16 protein-coding genes are annotated in these 15,915 nt (G+C 76.4%); 10 read left to right on the top strand and 6 right to left on the bottom strand.

Translation table 11 applies throughout. The features are described 5' to 3' along the window. Positions 1 to 59: 59 nt before the first annotated feature. A complete protein-coding gene (locus KLI87_RS25965) occupies positions 60 to 821 on the top strand; it encodes a TetR/AcrR family transcriptional regulator C-terminal domain-containing protein (protein WP_214619033.1) in 762 nt (253 codons plus the stop codon). 15 nt (positions 822 to 836) lie between these two features. On the opposite strand, the gene hrpB is transcribed toward KLI87_RS25965, so the two are convergent. Further along, positions 837 to 3,368 carry an ATP-dependent helicase HrpB gene (hrpB, locus tag KLI87_RS25960; protein WP_214619032.1) on the bottom strand — a complete coding sequence of 844 codons (2,532 nt, stop codon included), beginning with the start codon at positions 3,366 to 3,368 and terminating at the stop codon, positions 837 to 839. Positions 3,369 to 3,830: 462 nt separating this feature from the next. Here hrpB and KLI87_RS25955 point away from each other — a divergent pair, with 462 nt between their 5' ends. Then, positions 3,831 to 4,496 carry an NERD domain-containing protein gene (locus KLI87_RS25955; RefSeq protein ID WP_246249465.1) on the top strand — a complete coding sequence of 222 codons (666 nt, stop codon included), beginning with the start codon at positions 3,831 to 3,833 and terminating at the stop codon, positions 4,494 to 4,496. A gap of 131 nt (positions 4,497 to 4,627) precedes the next feature. On the opposite strand, the gene KLI87_RS25950 is transcribed toward KLI87_RS25955, so the two are convergent. After that, positions 4,628 to 5,032, bottom strand: a complete 405-nt coding sequence (locus tag KLI87_RS25950) for a hypothetical protein (RefSeq protein WP_156215678.1) — start codon at positions 5,030 to 5,032, stop codon at positions 4,628 to 4,630. A 124-nt stretch (positions 5,033 to 5,156) separates the two neighbouring features. Continuing rightward, positions 5,157 to 5,522, bottom strand: a complete 366-nt coding sequence (locus KLI87_RS25945) for a hypothetical protein (protein ID WP_214619031.1) — start codon at positions 5,520 to 5,522, stop codon at positions 5,157 to 5,159. Positions 5,523 to 5,622: 100 nt separating this feature from the next. On the opposite strand from KLI87_RS25945, the gene KLI87_RS25940 reads away from it, so the two are divergent. Further along, complete coding sequence (locus tag KLI87_RS25940) at positions 5,623 to 6,333, top strand: histidine phosphatase family protein (RefSeq protein ID WP_156215479.1); 711 nt, start codon at positions 5,623 to 5,625, stop codon at positions 6,331 to 6,333. A 9-nt stretch (positions 6,334 to 6,342) separates the two neighbouring features. On the opposite strand, the gene KLI87_RS25935 is transcribed toward KLI87_RS25940, so the two are convergent. Then, positions 6,343 to 7,995, bottom strand: coding sequence for a GAF domain-containing protein (locus KLI87_RS25935; protein ID WP_214619030.1), 1,653 nt, complete (start codon positions 7,993 to 7,995; stop codon positions 6,343 to 6,345). Positions 7,996 to 8,285: 290 nt separating this feature from the next. Between KLI87_RS25935 and KLI87_RS25930 the strand changes: the two genes are divergently transcribed. From KLI87_RS25930 to KLI87_RS25915, 4 genes are all read left to right on the top strand, one after another. Beyond that, positions 8,286 to 8,429 carry a hypothetical protein gene (locus tag KLI87_RS25930; protein WP_214619029.1) on the top strand — a complete coding sequence of 48 codons (144 nt, stop codon included), beginning with the start codon at positions 8,286 to 8,288 and terminating at the stop codon, positions 8,427 to 8,429. Positions 8,430 to 8,495: 66 nt separating this feature from the next. Further along, entirely contained in the window at positions 8,496 to 9,137 is a 642-nt protein-coding gene (locus KLI87_RS25925; RefSeq protein WP_156215477.1) for a hypothetical protein, read from the top strand. Between the two features lie 81 nt (positions 9,138 to 9,218). Next, positions 9,219 to 9,920, top strand: a complete 702-nt coding sequence (locus KLI87_RS25920; protein WP_156215476.1) for an SDR family NAD(P)-dependent oxidoreductase — start codon at positions 9,219 to 9,221, stop codon at positions 9,918 to 9,920. Next, on the top strand, positions 9,907 to 10,971 hold the full coding sequence (locus KLI87_RS25915) for a low specificity L-threonine aldolase (RefSeq protein ID WP_214619028.1): 1,065 nt from the start codon (positions 9,907 to 9,909) through the stop codon (positions 10,969 to 10,971). Before KLI87_RS25920 ends, KLI87_RS25915 begins: the two co-directional genes overlap by 14 nt. A gap of 239 nt (positions 10,972 to 11,210) precedes the next feature. On the opposite strand, the gene cqsA is transcribed toward KLI87_RS25915, so the two are convergent. Next, entirely contained in the window at positions 11,211 to 12,383 is a 1,173-nt protein-coding gene (gene cqsA / locus KLI87_RS25910) for an alpha-hydroxyketone-type quorum-sensing autoinducer synthase (protein ID WP_156215475.1), read from the bottom strand. A 176-nt stretch (positions 12,384 to 12,559) separates the two neighbouring features. On the opposite strand from cqsA, the gene KLI87_RS25905 reads away from it, so the two are divergent. From KLI87_RS25905 to KLI87_RS25895, 3 genes are all read left to right on the top strand, one after another. After that, positions 12,560 to 13,171 (top strand): TIGR03086 family metal-binding protein, encoded by a 612-nt coding sequence (locus tag KLI87_RS25905; protein WP_214619027.1) that lies wholly within the window; start codon positions 12,560 to 12,562, stop codon positions 13,169 to 13,171. A gap of 118 nt (positions 13,172 to 13,289) precedes the next feature. Then, entirely contained in the window at positions 13,290 to 14,327 is a 1,038-nt protein-coding gene (locus tag KLI87_RS25900; RefSeq protein WP_214619026.1) for a lysylphosphatidylglycerol synthase transmembrane domain-containing protein, read from the top strand. Between the two features lie 112 nt (positions 14,328 to 14,439). After that, on the top strand, positions 14,440 to 15,036 hold the full coding sequence (locus KLI87_RS25895) for a hypothetical protein (RefSeq protein WP_250904206.1): 597 nt from the start codon (positions 14,440 to 14,442) through the stop codon (positions 15,034 to 15,036). A gap of 56 nt (positions 15,037 to 15,092) precedes the next feature. On the opposite strand, the gene KLI87_RS25890 is transcribed toward KLI87_RS25895, so the two are convergent. Continuing rightward, positions 15,093 to 15,905 carry an SGNH/GDSL hydrolase family protein gene (locus KLI87_RS25890; RefSeq protein WP_156215471.1) on the bottom strand — a complete coding sequence of 271 codons (813 nt, stop codon included), beginning with the start codon at positions 15,903 to 15,905 and terminating at the stop codon, positions 15,093 to 15,095. Between the last annotated feature and the right edge of the window lie 10 nt (positions 15,906 to 15,915).

Here is a 15,915-nt window from a genome sequence, read left to right as displayed (position 1 = left end):
CCATTCCGACGACTATAACGTACGCAGTACAGAGTTTCATCCCTGGGAGGATGGCGAACGTGACGACCGAGTACAGCGGGGCCGGCGACCCCAAGCGCAGCCTGGAGCTGCTGTGGGGCGTCCAGGGCAGGCCCCGGCGCGGCCCGAAGCCCCGGCTCAGCGTCGAGGCGATCGTGCGGGCGGCGATCGCGGCGGCCGACGCCGACGGGCTGGAGGCGCTGTCGATGCGCCGGATCGCCGAGGACCTGGGCGTGGCCACCATGTCGATCTACACCTACGTGCCGGGCAAGGCCGAGCTGGTCGATGTGATGCTCGACCGCGTCGTCGGGGAGCTGACGCCGCCGGAGGGCGGCGGCTGGCGCGACCGGCTGGAGCACATCGCCCGCGACAACTGGGCGCTGTTCCACCGGCACCCGTGGATGCTCCAGATCGCCGTGGCGCGCCCGCCGCTCGGCCCGGGCATGGTCGCCAAGTACGAGTACGAGCTGGCCGCCGTGGACGGCGTGGGCCTGACCGACCTGGAGATGGACTCGGTCGTCGCGCTGGTCACCGGGTTCGCCGAGAGCGCCGCGCGCGTCTCGGTCAACGCCGCCGAGGCCGAGCGGCGCAGCGGGATCAGCGACCTGGAGTGGTGGAAGGCGGCCGCGCCGGTGCTGGAGGAGCTGCTGGACCCGGCCGACTACCCGCTCGGCGACCGCGTCGGCACCGCCGCCGGGCAGGAGTACGGCGCGGTCCTCGCGCCGCGCCGCGCATTCGAGTTCGGCCTCACCCGCATCCTGGACGGCATCGAGGTCCTCATCTCCTCCCGCTCCTCCCGCTGACCCCCGCGCCGCGCGTCAGCGGCGCCGCTTGGCGCGGCGGGTCGGGACGGCGCGCGCCGGGTCCTCGGGCCAGGGGTGGCGGGGGTAGCGGCCGCGCAGCTCCGCCCGCACCGCCCGGTACCCCTCGCGCCAGAACGAGGCGAGGTCGGCGGTGACGGCGGCGGGCCGGCCCGCCGGGGACAGCAGGTGCACCACGAGCGGCACCCGGCCGCCCGCCAGGCGCGGCGCCGCGTCCCACCCGAACAGCTCCTGGAGCTTCACCGCCAGAACCGGCCGCTCCCCCGTGTAGTCCACCCGGATCCGGGACCCGGACGGCACCTCCACCCGCTCGGGGGCCAGCTCGTCCAGGCGGGCGGCGAGATCCCAGGGCAGCAGGCCGCGCAGCAGCGCCGCCACGTCGAGCCGCGCCAGGTCGGCGCGCCGCCGGGCGCCGCCGAGCCGCTCGCGCAGGTGCTCCAGCAGCGCCGCGTCGCCGACGTCGGGCCACGGCTCGCCCAGCGCGCCCCGCAGGAACGCCAGCCGTTCGCGGAGCGCGACGGCGGCGGGCATCCAGGTCAGCAGCCCGAGCCCGGCCTCGCCCAGCCCGGCCAGCAGCGCGGCCCGCACGCGCTCGGGGTCGGGGTCGCGCAGCGGCCGGGCGTCCAGCTCGATCGCGCCGAGCCGCTCGACGCGGCGGGCGGCGACGTCCCCGTCCCGCCAGGCGACCTCGTCGGCCGCCGCCAGCAGCGGCGCGGCGGCGAACCGGGCCACCTCCTCGTCGATCACCACCGCCTGCCGCACCCGCGCCGACGCGCTCCCGGCGGGCCGGTCGGCGGAGGCGACGGCGAGCCATCCCGCCCGCGCCCCGGCGAGCGCCGACCCGGCGGCGAGCACCGCGCCGGTCCCCGACGCCATCAGGTAGCCGTCGCGGTCGCGGGCGCGCGCCACGCGTTCGGGGAACGCCAGCGCCACCACGACGCCCGCCACGGCGTCGTCGCCGCGCCACTCCCCCGCCGGGGCCTTCTCCTCGCCGGGAAGGGCGGCCTGGAGGCGGCGCGCCTCGTCCCGCCAGCGCGCGGCGTGCGGCCCCGCCGGACGGGACGCGCGGCGCAGCACCCGCCAGGTCGCGGCGAGGTCGTCGCCGTCCGCGCGGGGCGGCGGCTCCGACAGCAGCGCGACGATCTCGGCGGCGGGCCGGGCGCCGACCTCGCGGGCGCCGTCGACCAGCGCGCGGGCCAGACGGGGGTGGACGCCGACGCGGGCGAGCGCGCGCCCCCGGTCGGTGACGCGTCCGCCGCGGACGGCGCCGAGCGCGCGCAGCACGGCGCGGGCGGCCTCCAGCGCGGCGGCGGGCGGCGGGTCGGTGAGGGCCAGGCCGCTCGCGTCCGGGTCGCCCCAGCAGGCGGCCTGCAGCGCGAACGCGGTGAGGTCGGCCAGCTCGATCTCGGGGCGCGGCCGGGCGGGCAGCCGGTCGTGCTCGGCCTCGGGCCAGCAGCGGTAGACGGTGCCGGGGGCCTCGCGTCCGGCGCGTCCGGCGCGCTGGTCGGCGGTGGCGCGGGACGCGCGGACGGTGGTCAGCGACCCGAGCCCGCGCGCGTGGTCGGTGCGGGGCTCGCGCGCCAGTCCGGAGTCGACGACGACCCGCACGCCCGGCACGGTCAGGCTCGACTCGGCGACGGAGGTGGCGAGGACGACCCGGCGCCCGGCGGCGGGGGCGAGCACCGCGTCCTGGACGGCGGCCGGCGCCTGCCCGTGGATCTGGAGCACCTCGGCGGGCAGGTCGGACAGCTGCCCGGCGACCCGGGCGATCTCCCCCACGCCCGGCAGGAAGCACAGCACGTCGCCGTCGTGCCCGGCGACCGCGCGGCGGACGGTGGCGGCGACGTGCGCGAGGAGCGCGGGGTCGACGCGCGTCCCGTGCGGCGGCGGGAGCGGGCGCTCCGGCGGCGCCCAGACGGTCGCGACCGGGTGCAGCGCGGCCTCGGTCTCCACGACCGGCGCGCCGCCCATCAGCCGCGACCAGGGCGCGGTGTCGGCGGTCGCGGACGCGGCGACCAGCGCCAGGTCGGGACGCAGCGCGGCGCGCACGTCCAGCAGGAACGCCAGCGCGGTGTCGGCGTCCAGGTGGCGCTCGTGGCACTCGTCCAGGATCACCGTGCCGGTCCCGGCCAGCTCGGGGTCGTCCTGGAGGCGGCGCAGCAGGACACCGGTGGTCACCACGTCGACCAGCGCGCCCGGACGCGACTCCCCCCGCACGACCACGCCGACCCGCCCGCCGACGCGCTCCCCCAGCAGCCACGCCATCCGGCGCGCGGCGGCGCGGGCGGCGAGCCGGCGCGGCTCCACCACGACCACCTTGCCGCCCCGGGACGGGCCGTCCGCGCCGTCCGGGCCGGCGAGGGCGAGCCCGGCCAGCGCGAGCGGGACGAGGGTGGTCTTGCCGGTGCCCGGCGGCGCGGCCAGGACGGCGGCGCCGTGCCCGGCGAGGGCCGCGCGCAGCGCCGGGACGGCGCGGTGGACGGGCAGGCCCTCCGCGTCCGGCAGGCGCGAGGAGCGGGTGTGCTGCATCGCTCCAGTGTGGCGGGAGCGCGGGGCGGGGCGCACGGCGGCAAGGCACGGCGGTGGTGCGGGCGCGGCCCCTTACCGTGCCCGGGAGGTGATCGTCCAGGTGAGAAATGCCACTGCCGCGAAAGGGGCCGTGCGGGTTACGGTGATAGTTGCACCGAGCATTTCGTCCATTTCTCTAGAACGTTCTAAAGAAATTCTCAAGAATCATCCGGGCCGGTTGACGCGTAAGACCAGGTTAGCACCCGTTTTCGCCCCCGAAGTGGCCGTGGAGCCTGAGTTATCTCACCGGTGGAAGTGTGGCGACAATGGCCTAGGTATCCCCATAATGGGAGCGTCGCAGCAGGGTGCCGGGAGGTTCGGATGTTCGGCGGCTCGATCTACACCAGGGATAGGGCGGCGTTCACGGGTGGTTCGCCACAGGCCGTTTACGAGGAGCTCTGGCAGCGGGACCGAAAGGGGCGGTTGCGGACCCGCGCAATTCTGGCGGGTCTGGCGTTCGCGCTGTGCGGGGCGCTGGTCAACGGCGTTTTCGGAATCGCGGTCGCGCTGCTGGTGGCGGGCGCCGACACACTGGTGCATTGGCGGATTTACCACGCGTCCCACGTGTGGCGCCGCGGGCTGCGCGGCGAGGAGCGGATGAACCGGATCCTGCGCCTCACGCTGGAGCGGCGCGGCCACCGGATCCTGTTCGCGCGGACCGTCCCCGGGCACGGCAGCGCCGACGAGCTGGTCGTCGGCCCCGGCGGGCTGTGGCTCGTGCACAACGAGGCGTGGCAGCCCGACTTCGAGCTGTCCCACCACGGCGGCAGGCTGTTCATCGAGGGCCGCACCCAGTCCAAGCTCGTCCGCGAGGTGACCGCGCGGGCCGATGCCGCCGCCCGGCTGATCTCCGACCGCTCGGGGATCCCGGTGAAGGTCAGGCCGGTGCTCGCCGTGCACGGCGGGCGGATGCCGCGCCGGACGCCGTTCGAGGCCGACGGCATCACCTTCGCCCGGCCCCTGAAGCTGATCTGGTGGATGCGGCGCAACCCCTCCGCCGACTACTCCGCCGACGAGGTGGAGGAGATCGCGCGCGCCGCCGTCCACGCGCTGCCGATCGGCGGCCGCGTGATGCCGGCCTCGGTATGAGCAGCGGTGTGGACACCGGTGTGCACAGCGGCTTCAACAGCGGCGTGGGCACCGCCGCCGCGCGGGGCGGCGGGACGCGCGGCGCGGGCCGCGCGGCCGGGCGCCCCCCACGACACCTGTGGCCGGAGGGCTCACCCGCCGCCCACAGGGCGCCCACCGCCCGTGTGGGGCCCGCCACCCGTGCGGGCGGTGCGGCGCAGCCACAGCAGCCCCACGACCGGCAGGACGAGCGGCACGAACCCGTAGCCGCGCCCGAACCCGGACCAGACCGTCGCGTCCGGGAAGGCCGCCGAGTCGATGAGGCTCAGCGTCCCCACGACCAGCACGCCGGCCAGTTCCACCGAGCACGCTGCGACGGCGACGCGGAACGAGGCGGCGCCGCCGCGGGCCAGCGCGACCGTCGCCAGGACGTAGACGACCGCCGCGACCGCCGACAGCGTGTAGGCCAGCGGGGCGTCGGAGAACCGGGTGCCGATCTGCACCCCGGCGCGCGCTCCGGCGGCGAGCGCGAAGATCGCGTAGACGGCGACCAGCAGCCGCCCGGGCCCGGTGCCCGTGGCGGTGGGGCGGGCCCCCGCGGTGCCCGTGCGGTCCTCGGTGCCGGCGCGGGCACCGTCGTCCGCACGGGCTCCGGGCCCGACGGCTCCGGCCCGCTCGCGCTCAGACACCGGTGCCGTCCCAGATCTGCCGCATCCTGACGACCATGACCGCGACGGCCAGGCAGGCGACGACGATCACGCCGGGGCCGTAGCGGGAGCGTTCGAGCACGCCCCACCCGGCGCCCGCGAGGGGCACCAGCAGCGCGCCCAGCATGTAGCCGATGAACATGGCGGGGCTCTCCGGCCCCTCGTCCCCGGCGATCTTGACGAACCCGACCACGACCTGCGCGACCAGCAGCACCTCCAGGACGCCGAGGACGATCAGGTGCGGCAGGCCCATCGCCCGGTCGCGCACCGTCGTCACCAGGGCGTGGGCGGCGGCCACCAGCGCCACCGCGATGATCGCGGCGGCCAGCACGTTCGTCACGGAACGACACAGTACTACCGGCTGTAGAGCGACACCGAACCGGCCGGTCCGCCGCGGGTCCGCCGCAGCGGCGGCGCGGCGGCCCGGCGGGGATGGCAGCATGGCGGGGGTGAACGCGCTCCAGTGGCTCAACCTGACCCGGCACGGTGAGAGCACCGGCAACGTGGCCTACCGGTCGGTGCTCGGCACCGACGCGGAGGAGACCGGCATCACCGAACGCGACGCCGACATCCCCCTCTCCGGCACCGGCCGCGCGCAGGCCGCGGCGCTCGGCCGGTGGCTCGCCGCGCTCCCCGAGGACGAGCGCCCCACGCTCGTGGTCGCCTCGCCGTACCTGCGCGCGCTCGACACCGCGCGGATCGCCCTCGCCGAGGCCCCCTACACCGTCCCGCTGCGGGTGGACGAGCGGCTCCGCGACCGGGAGCAGGGCGTCCTTGAGGGCCTCACGCCGACCGGCGTCCGCCGCCGCTTCCCCGCCGAGGCCGAGCGGGCGCGGCGCCTCGGCAAGTTCTACTACCGGCCGCCGGGCGGCGAGTCGTGGACGGACCTGGCGCTGCGGCTGCGCGGCTTCTACCGCGACCTGGAGGCGGAGGCGCCGGGCGGGCGGGTGCTGGTCGCCACGCACGACGCGATCGTGGTGGTGTCCCGGTACCTGGTGGAGGGCCTGTCCGAGCGGGAGGTCCTGGAGATCGAGAAGGAGCCGGTCGGCAACGCCTCGCTGAGCCGCTGGCGGCAGGACGGCGGCGGGCTGCGCGCGGTCTCCTACAACGACAGCACGCACCTGACCTCGGCGGGCTTCCCGGCCCACTGACGCCCCGGGTCACTCGCCCTCCAGCAGCCGGTCGCGGCGCGAGGCGACGGCGGGCAGCCGCGGGTCGCCCGGCGGCAGGACGGCGCGCAGCCGCTCCAGCACCTCCAGGTCGGCGCGGCCGGGCTCGGTCTGGGCGTAGGTCCACAGCGCGTCCGCACCGCCCCGGTCGAGGGCCTGCCGCCGGACCAGGACGGCGAGCTCGTCGCGTTCGGCGCGGACGGCGGGCGCGTCCGAGCCGGGCAGCAGCTCGCCCCTGTACAGCCGGACGGCGGCGGTGACGTCGCCCTCGTCCAGCAGCCGCCGGACGGCGCGGAAGTCGGCCTCGACCGCGCAGCCGAGCCGGTAGGGCTTGGCGTGCACGAGACCGCCGAGCTGCGCCCGCAGCCGGTGGATCTCGGCGCGGACGGTGCCGGGGCTGCCGGCGTCGCCGTACAGGTACCACGACAGGCGGTCGCCGGTGAGCCCGGCGGGGTGCAGGGCGAGCAGCGCGAGGATCTCGGCGTGCCGGGGCGTGAGCGGCAGGTGCGCGCCGTCCAGCCGCGCGGAGGGCTGGTCGGTGCCGAGCAGCGTCAGCGTCAGCAGCGGCCCCGCGCCCGGCCCGGCGCCCGGCCGCGCCACCGCGGCGGCGGCCGGCCCGCCCGCCGGCCTTTCCCGGAGGCCACGCTTGGAGGGCAGCCGGAGAAGGAAGACCTCACCGAGCGGTTCGGCGACCGCCGCCCGCCCGTCCGGGAGCGCGACCGCGCCGCCGGGGACGGGGACGGCGAGCCGGCGCCCGCACCAGCCGTCCGCACCGCCGTCCGCACCGCCGTCCGCACCGCCGTCCGGGGCCGTCGCCGAGGAGCCCGGCCCGGCGGCGAGGACCCGGCCGGTCGCGGTCAGCAGCAGCCCGCCGCCGCGCAGGCCCCGCAGCCGGGGCAGGAAACGCTCGCGGAGCCCCTCGTCGCGCCGCCGCATGTCCAGCTCCAGCCGCGCCTCGGCGAGCCGGGCCACCGCCGCGACCAGCGCGACCGTCGCGGGATGCAGGGTCTCGGCGACCGCGCTGACATCGACGCAGCCGATCACCCGCCCGGAGTCGGGGTCGGTGATCGGCGCGCCCGCGCACGACCAGCGGTGCAGGACGCGCGCGACGTGCTCGGCGGCGTAGACGTACTCGGGGCGGCCGGTGGCGAGGGCGGTGCCGATGCCGTTGGTGCCGACCGACCCCTCCGACCAGCAGAACCCCGCCGTCAGCCCGACGGCCTCGGCGGCGCGCCGGGTCGCGGGCGGGCCGTGCGTCCACAGCGCATGACCCGCCTCGTCGGCGACCACCATCAGGTGGTCGGACTCGTCGGCGACCCGGCGCAGCAGGTCGCGCAGCAGCGGCAGGTGCCGGTCGAGCGGGTGCGCGCCGCGCGCGTCGGCGAGGGCGTCGCGGTCGAACACCAGCGGCGCCGCGCGGACGCCGCCGTCGACGCCCGCCTCCCGGGACCGCCGCCACGACTCGGCGATCGTCCGCCGCACGGCGGCCATCGGTCCGGCGGGGGGCGGCAGCAGGGCGTCGGGGTCGCCGCGCCCCCGGACGGGCTGGTGCGCCGCCTCGTGCGCGAGGGCGATCCCGCGCGTCAGATCGCCCGGCTCGCGGCACGCGTGCGGCGCCGGCGCGGCCTGGTCGTGCACCACCATCAGCCCTTCCCCCGTGGAGACAAGACACCCCGGCCCCGTTCGAAGGATCGGCCCATTCCGGAGGCGGCGCAACCGATTCCCCGGAACCGGCCGCCCTCAAACCGATACGCAGAGTAGTCAGTCGGTCGCAACGTGCATGCAACGTCGCGGCGCTTACCGTACCTCCACGCCGGGGAGCGGGGGGCCGTCCGCCCCCACCGCCCCGCGCGCGTCCGGGGGACACGCGCGGGCGGGCGGCCGACATCGGCCGCGTCCGGCGCGAGGGGGAGGGAAGAGGGGGAGGAACGAGCATGCTGTGTCTGACCTGTCAGCGGGTCCGCCCGGCCCTGAGCCGGACCGACTACACCGCCGACCGCGCCCGGCTCATCGTCAGCCGGGGGCTGTGCACGTGCCGCGTCGCGCCCGTCCAGCGGACCGCCACGCAAAGTACATGAACCCTTTCACGGCGGTTCGCCTACAGTTAAGGAGCACCCCGTTCGCCGGCTCCTGGAGGGAGCACCATGACCATGATCCCGGGTCTTGTCCGCCGCACCGCCATCGAGGCGGAGCGCCACCTGCGCGAGGGTGCCCGCGAGGGTGTGCGCCTGCTCGGCAGACTCGGACGGGACCTGGAACGCGTCGAGGAGATCGGCCGGCTGCTGCCCGCCCTCGCCGAGCGTATCCGCGCCCTGGAGGAGAGCGTCCGGGCGCGCGAGGCGGAGCTCGCGGGCCTGCGCGCCGAGGTCGACTCCCTGGTCGGGCAGCTGAACGACCGCGTCCTGCCGCGCATCGACGAGCGGATGGACGACACCGAGCGCGACCTGACCGCCGTGGCCGCGGGCCTGATCCGCACCGGCCGCGACACCGCCGCCGGACACGCCCGCCTCGACAGCGCCGAACGCCGCCTCGGCGACCTGCGCACCAAGCTCGGCCAGATGGAGCAGCGCGCCGGGCTGTGGCGCGACGTACAGGCCAGCGTGGCCCGGCTCGGCGACGACGTCGACGCCCTGCTGGTCGGCGCCGCCCGCGACAGCGCCGTCGGCGAACGCGCGGCCCTGCGCCCGGCGGGTCCGCCCGCCCCCGTCCCCGACCCGGTGCCCGACCACGCGCCGCCCGTGGCCGCCGAGCACGCCGCCGAGCACGTCACCGACCGCCCCGCCTGACCCGTCCGCGCGGCCCGGCCGACCCGCCCGCACCCGGCCCTGCCGCGCGTGCGCCGCACATGATCCGCGATGATGGGCGGCATGACGAAGTCGGCGGACGACCCAGCGGGCGGCACGGAGAAGATCGTGGTGGTGACCGGCGCGAACGGCGCCGCCGGGCAGGCCGTGACACGGCGGCTGGCGGCCGGCGGCGCGCACGTCGTCGCCGCCGCACGGCACCCCTTCACCTGGGACGACGAACGCGTCACCCCCTCGGTCGTGGACCTGGCCGACGAGGCCGCCACCCGCGCGTGGGCGAACGACGTCGCCGCCCGCTTCGGACGGGTCGACGGGCTCGTCCACCTGGTGGGCGGCTGGCGCGGCGGCACGCCCTTCCCCGACACCGACCTGGGCGACTGGGCGTTCCTGCACGACCAGCTCGTCCGCACCGTCCAGCACGCGACGCTGGCCTTCCACCCGCACCTGAGCGCCTCCCCCGCCGGACGGTTCGCGATCGTGTCGCAGCACGCGGCGCGGCAGCCCCGGGAGAACGCCGCCGCCTACGCCACCGCCAAGGCCGCGGCGGAGGCGTGGACGCTGGCCATGGCCGACTCGTTCACGGGCACCGGCGCCGCCGCCGTGATCCTCGTGGTCGAGGCGCTGCTGACCGACGCGATGCGCGAGCAGCGGCCGGACGCCGACCTCTCCCGGCTCACGCACGTCGACGACCTGGCCGCCGCCGTCGCCGCGCTGTGGGACGAGCCCGCCGCCGACCTGAACGGAACCCGCCGTGACCTCTCCTGACCCCTCCCCCTCCCCTGGCCGCGCGGCGCGCGGCTTCGCCAGCGACAACCAGGCCACCGTCCACCCCGACGTCCTCGCGGCGCTGGCCGAGGTGAACCACGGCCACCAGCCCGCCTACGGCGCCGACACGACCACCGCGCGGCTCGGCGAGGTCGTCCGGCGCCACTTCGGCGCGCGCGCCGAGGTGTTCCCGGTGTTCAACGGGACGGGCGCGAACGTCGTGTCACTCCAGGCGATGTCGGAGCGGTGGAGCGCGGTGATCTGCCCCGACTCCGCGCACGTCAACACCGACGAGTGCGGCGCCGCCGAGAAGATCGCCGGGCTGAAGCTGATCACCGCGCCGACCCCGGACGGCAGGCTCACCCCGGAGTTGGTCGAGCGGTACGCCACCGGGTTCGGCAACATCCAGCGCGCGCAGCCGTCGGCGGTGTCGATCAGCCAGAGCACCGAACTCGGCACCGTCTACACCGCGGCGCAGGTCGCCGACGTCGCGGCGGCGGCGCACGAGCGCGGCATGCTGCTCCACATGGACGGCGCCCGCCTCGCCAACGCCGCCGCGTCCCTCGACCTGCCGCTGGGCGCGCTCACCACCGACGCCGGAGTCGACGTCCTGTCGTTCGGCGGCACCAAGAACGGGCTGCTGATGGGCGAGGCGATCATCGTGCTGAACCCGGACGCGGTGCGCGGGACGGCGTTCCTGCGCAAGGCGGGCATGCAGCTCGCGTCCAAGATGCGGTACGTGTCGGCGCAGCTCGTCGCGCTGCTGGAGGGCGACCTGTGGCTGCGCAACGCCCGGCACGCCAACGCCATGGCCCGGCGGCTCGCGGACGCGGCGCGCGCCGTCCCGGGTATGGAGATCACCCAGCCGGTCGAGGCGAACGAGGTGTTCGCGGTCATCCCGAAGGACGTCGCGGAACGGCTCCGCGAGCGGTTCGCCTTCTACACCTGGGACGAGCGGACCGGCGAGGTCCGCTGGGTGTGCTCGTTCGACACGACCGAGTCCGACGTGGACGCCTTCGCCGCCGCCCTCGCCGCCGAACTGTCCCCCTGATCCCTCACCACCAACCGCGCCCGCCCCCCCACGCCCGTAGCCGCCGCGCCCGGCGGACCGCCCCTGACCACTCACGCCCGCGGCCGCCCCCGCCCGCCGCGCTTGGTGGGTCGCGCCTGGCGGACCGCCCTTGACCGCTCACGCCCGCGGCCGCTCTCTCGCGTCGCGCCTGACGAAGCGCGCCTGACGAAGCGCGCCTGGCGGGTCGTGGCCGGGCTGGCGACGCGACCCGCCCCGCCCTAGGCGCGGTGGGGGGCGGGGGACGCCGGGGTCTGCGCCTTGTCGCACAGCTCGCGGCAGGCGACCAGGATCCGCTCGACGTCGTCGTCGCTCAGGCCCGCGTGCGTCGACAGCCGGACGATCGTGCGCCGCAGCGACGTCGCCGGCGGGAACAGCGCGGCGCTGAAGATGTCGCGGGCGGCCAGCGCGTCCCGCAGCAGCATCGCCTCGCCCTCCGACCGCGTCTGGAGCGCGATGATCTGCGTGTCGCCCTCCGCCAGGTCGTAGCCGAGCGCGGCCAGGCCGCGGCGCAGCCGCCGGGTGACCGTGCGCAGCCGCTCCCGCCGCCAGGACTCGTCCCGGACGACCTCCAGCGCCGCCGACAGCCCCGCGATGTCGTGCGGGAGCAGCGTCGTGCTGAACACCGACGGGAACGCCGTGTGCTTGAAGTACTCGACGAAGTCGGGACGGTTGCACGCGATCAGCCCGGCCCGCCCCGGGAGCGCCTTGGCGAGGCTCGCGGTGCGGAAGTCCACGCCGCTCTCCAGGCCCAGCTCGCGGGCCAGCCCCTCGCCGCGCTCGCCGTGCGTGCCGAGCGAGTGCGACTCGTCGACCACCAGCAGGCAGCCGTGCTCGCGCGCCACCTCCACCAGGCCCGGCAGCGGGCACACCGAGCCGTCGGTGCTGTAGACGGCGTCGGCGACGATCACGCCCGAGCCGCCGACCTCGATCCGCCGGCGCAGGTGGTCGAGGTCGTTGTGGCGGAAGTAGGCGATCTCGGCGCCCGCCGCCCGCGCGCCCTCCCACAGCGACATGTGCGCCAGGACGTCCAGGTAGACGGGGACGTCGGGCCCCGCGACGACCTGCAGCAGCCCGGTGTTGGCGGCCCAGCCCGACGGGCACAGCACCCCCGCGCCCGCGCCCAGGTGCCGCGCGAACCGCTCGCCCAGCTCGATCTGCGGATGGTCGTCGGGCAGGCAGGGGCCGGGCATCGGCGCGGCGCCGTCGGCCGCGCGCAGGCTCGCGATCATCGCGCCGGTGATCGACGGATGCTCGGCGATGGCCAGGTAGTCGCTGCAGGTGAGCACGATCGCCCTGGTCCCCGGTGCCTTGGCGGGCCGCATGCGGCGCCCGCCCCTGGCGCCGCGGAAGTCCCGGATGCGCTCGCCCAGGCGCTGGTGGGCGCTGGTCATGGTCGTCACACTCCCCCATCGGGTGACGGTCACGGTTGGTAGTGCATGTTAAGCATAGTGTGAAAAGAATCAATGGCGTGGCCCAAAACGGCGCCCGGATCCGGAAAAGTTTGAGTGGAACGAATCATTCCGTTCTGCTAGACTGGAGGCATCGCCAACGACGAGGAGACAGCGCGATGACCACCCCGAACAGCACCCCCGGCACCGGCCTCACCACCGGCTGGGACCTGCTCGACGCCGCCCACGCCGCCCTGCTCGGAACCGTCCGCCGCGTCCCCGCCGGCGCCTGGACGCGCCCCACCCCCTGCGCCGAGTGGAACGTGGCCCAGGTCGTCCAGCACGCCGCCGGAGACCAGCTCGCCTTCGCCGCCGCCATCACCGGTGGGCCCGGCCCCGACTTCAACCCCTTCGCCCCGTCCGGCGTGATCGACGGCGCGCCCGCCGACCTGCTGGAGCCGATGGTCGCCGCCTGCGCCGCCGCGTGGGCCACCGTCGGCGCGGACGCGGAGAGCGTGCCCGTCCCCGTCCCGCCGCACGCCCTGCCCCCGGCCGTCGGGGCGGGCGCCGCCGCGCTGGACGCCGCCGTCCACGCCTGGGACATCGCCAGGGCGACCGGGCAGCCGTCCCCGCTCACCCCCGGCCTCGCGGTCGGCCTGCTCGACGTCGCCCGGCAGATCGTCGAGCCGCTCCGCCGGTACGGCGCCTACGCCCCCGCCATCGAGGGCGCCGGCGACGACGAGACCGCCCTCCTGCACTACCTCGGCCGCGACCCGCACTGGACCGCCTGACCGGTCCGGCGCGGTCCCTCCCCGGGACCGCGCCCGCCCACCAACCTCCCATGGAGCGTTCCCCTCCCCGGCAGCCCACGGTCGCACAGCCGTCAACCGGAACACCGACAACAAGGGTGTGGAGACGATCGCCGCCCCCGCCGGCACGCCCCCCGCCATCCCGACGGCACCCACGACACCGACGACGCCCACGACCCGCGCGGCCTCGGCGGCCCGGCGGAGCGCGATCCGCCGGGCCGCCGCGGGCGTCCTGCTCGCGGCCCTCGCCACCGTCGCGGTCCTGGTCTTCGGCACCGGGCCCGCGCGTCCGGCCCTGACGGCGGTCCGGCACATGCGCTGGGGCTTCCTGCCCGTCCTCGTCCTGCTGGCGGCCCTGCACTACGTGGTCGCGGCGATCGCGCTGCGCGGCGCGTCCGGCCACCGCCTCCCCCTGTACGAGGCGACGCTGACGCAGTTCACCGCCGCCGCCGCCAACCGCGTCACCCCCGGCGGTCTCGGCGCCGTCGCGGTCAACACCCGCTACCTCGTCTGCCGCGGCCTGCCGCTCCCCCGCGCCGCCGTCGCCGTCGCCGTGCTCCAGGCCGCCGGGCTGCCCGCCGACCTGCTGCTCATGGCCGCCGTCCTCGGCGCGGGCGGCGACGACCGCATGCTGGACGCGGCGCGCGTGCACTTCGCGCGCGCCGCCGCGCTCGTCCCGCCGGTCCCGCTGCTGGTCGGCGCCGGGGTGCTGCTCCCCGCCGCCGTGCTGACCGGCCGCCGCGCCGCCCGCTCCGCCCTCGTCGGGCGCGCGGTCGCGGGGTTCGCCGACCTGTGCCGCCGCCCCCGCGACCTCGCCGTCACGCTCGGCGCGTCCGCGACGACCACGTTCATCCTCGCCCTGGCGTTCGCGCTCAGCGTGTGGGCCGTCCCCGCGACCGGCGCCGGGCCCGGCGACGTCTCCGCCCTGCTCGCCGCCTACCTCGTCGGGGCCGCGGCGGGTTCGGCCGTGCCCTCGCCCGGCGGCGTCGGCTCCACCGAGGCCGCGCTCGTCGCCGCGCTCGCGGCGCTCGGCATCCCCGCCGGGCCGGCGCTGCAGGCGGTGCTGCTGTTCCGCGCGATCACCTTCTGGGCGCCCGTCCCGGTGGGCCTCGCCACGTGCCGGACGCTCCGCCGGTGAACCCGCCCGGCGCCTTTACGTTGTAGATCATTAATGGGCTCCCCTGCGCGGGGGAGGCGGTTCCCCCGGAGAGGCGATCCGCGCGGCCGGTCCGCACTGCGATCTTGAGGGCATGAGCACAGTCCTCACCGCCCGTGCGGGCGCGGCCTGGCGGGCCGCGCACGAACCCGTCGCCGGCGTGCCCCGCTGGGCGCGGACCGCCGCCCTCGCCATCCCGTTCCTCGTCCTGCCCTCCAGCCTCTGGCGGATCGTCGGCGTCACCCTCCACGTGCCGATCGTCAACGGCGCCGACGACGCCGGGGCCGACGGCAACCTGCCGTCCTGGCTGCCCGGCGAGGTCTACGTGGTGCTGCTGTCGCTGCTGTCGGAGGGGCTCGCTTTCACCGCGGTCGGCCTGGTCTGCACGTGGGGCGAGGTGTTCCCCCGCTGGGTGCCCTTCCTGCGCGGACGCCGCGTCCCGACGCTCGGCGCCGTCATCCCCGCCGCGCTGGGCGCGGCCATCCTGACTCCCCTGTGGGGGACCCTGGCCGTGTTCGTCCCCTGGGAGAAGACCGTCCAGGGCCGGCCCGTCGAGGGCTCGGACCCGATGGACCTGGGCACCTGGGAGGGCGTGCTCGCCTACGGCGCCTACCTGCCGCTCGTGCTGTGGGGCCCGCTGCTGGCCGCCGTGACCGTCGCGTACTGGCGCCGCCGCCGCGCCGCCGGATGAGGGCACGAAGAAGGGGCGGACGCGGGCGTCCGCCCCTTCTCTCGTCAGCCGGTCCTTCAGGACAGGGAGTGCACCAGCTTGGCGGAGCCGCTGAAGGCCGGCAGGTAGCCGAGCCTCTGGCCCAGGGCGGTCGGGTGGTAGGACGACTCGATCGGCAGGGTCACCGAGTTGAGCCAGTCGTCGCCGGAGCACAGCTCGTGGCCGGCGAACTCGTCCCGCACGTCGGAGAAGGTGAAGCCGGCGCGGCCGGTCGCCGAGGAGACCGTGGTGTCGAGGGCGTCGGCGGCGCCGTTGAGCGCGGTGCGCTTGGTGTTGCTCAGCCCCACGCACACTTTGACGATCTTGTAGAGCCGCGGGTAGCCGAGCACCACGACGCGCGCGGAGGGCGCCTTCACCCGGATCTTGGAATAGATCGAGTCGAGCCGTCCGGGGAGGGTGTTCCTGATATAGGTCTTGGCGTTGTCCACCGCGGTCAGGCACGCCGACTCCGACTGGAGCACGCAGACCTGCATGACGTCGGAGAATCCGGCGTCGTTCCCGCCGACGGTGATGCTCACGAGGTCGGTGGAGGAGTTGAGCGAGTCCAACTGGCCGCTCGCGACCGTGTCGGTGGTCGCCCCGGAGCACGCGGCGAACCTGAACGAGCCGGTGGAGTGCGACGCCGCCCAGAGCTTGGGGTAGGCGTTGGCGCTGCGGTTGCAGTCCCCGCTGGCGGGGTCGTAGTCTCCCGCGCCCGTGCCGGAGGAGTAGGAGTCGCCGAGGGCGACGTAGTCGGGGCCGGCCGCCGAGGCGGTGGCGGGCAGGGCGAGCGAACCGGCGGTGAACGCCGCCACTCCGAGTGCGATCAGACAGGGGCGGGGAAGGCGCATCTGAACTCCG

Origin of the sequence: Actinomadura sp. NEAU-AAG7, assembly GCF_018603865.1 — a bacterium.
GTDB lineage: Bacteria > Actinomycetota > Actinomycetes > Streptosporangiales > Streptosporangiaceae > Spirillospora > Spirillospora litoris.
Note: the sequence above shows the minus strand (reverse complement) of the source record. Positions and strands in the feature narration are given on the sequence as shown.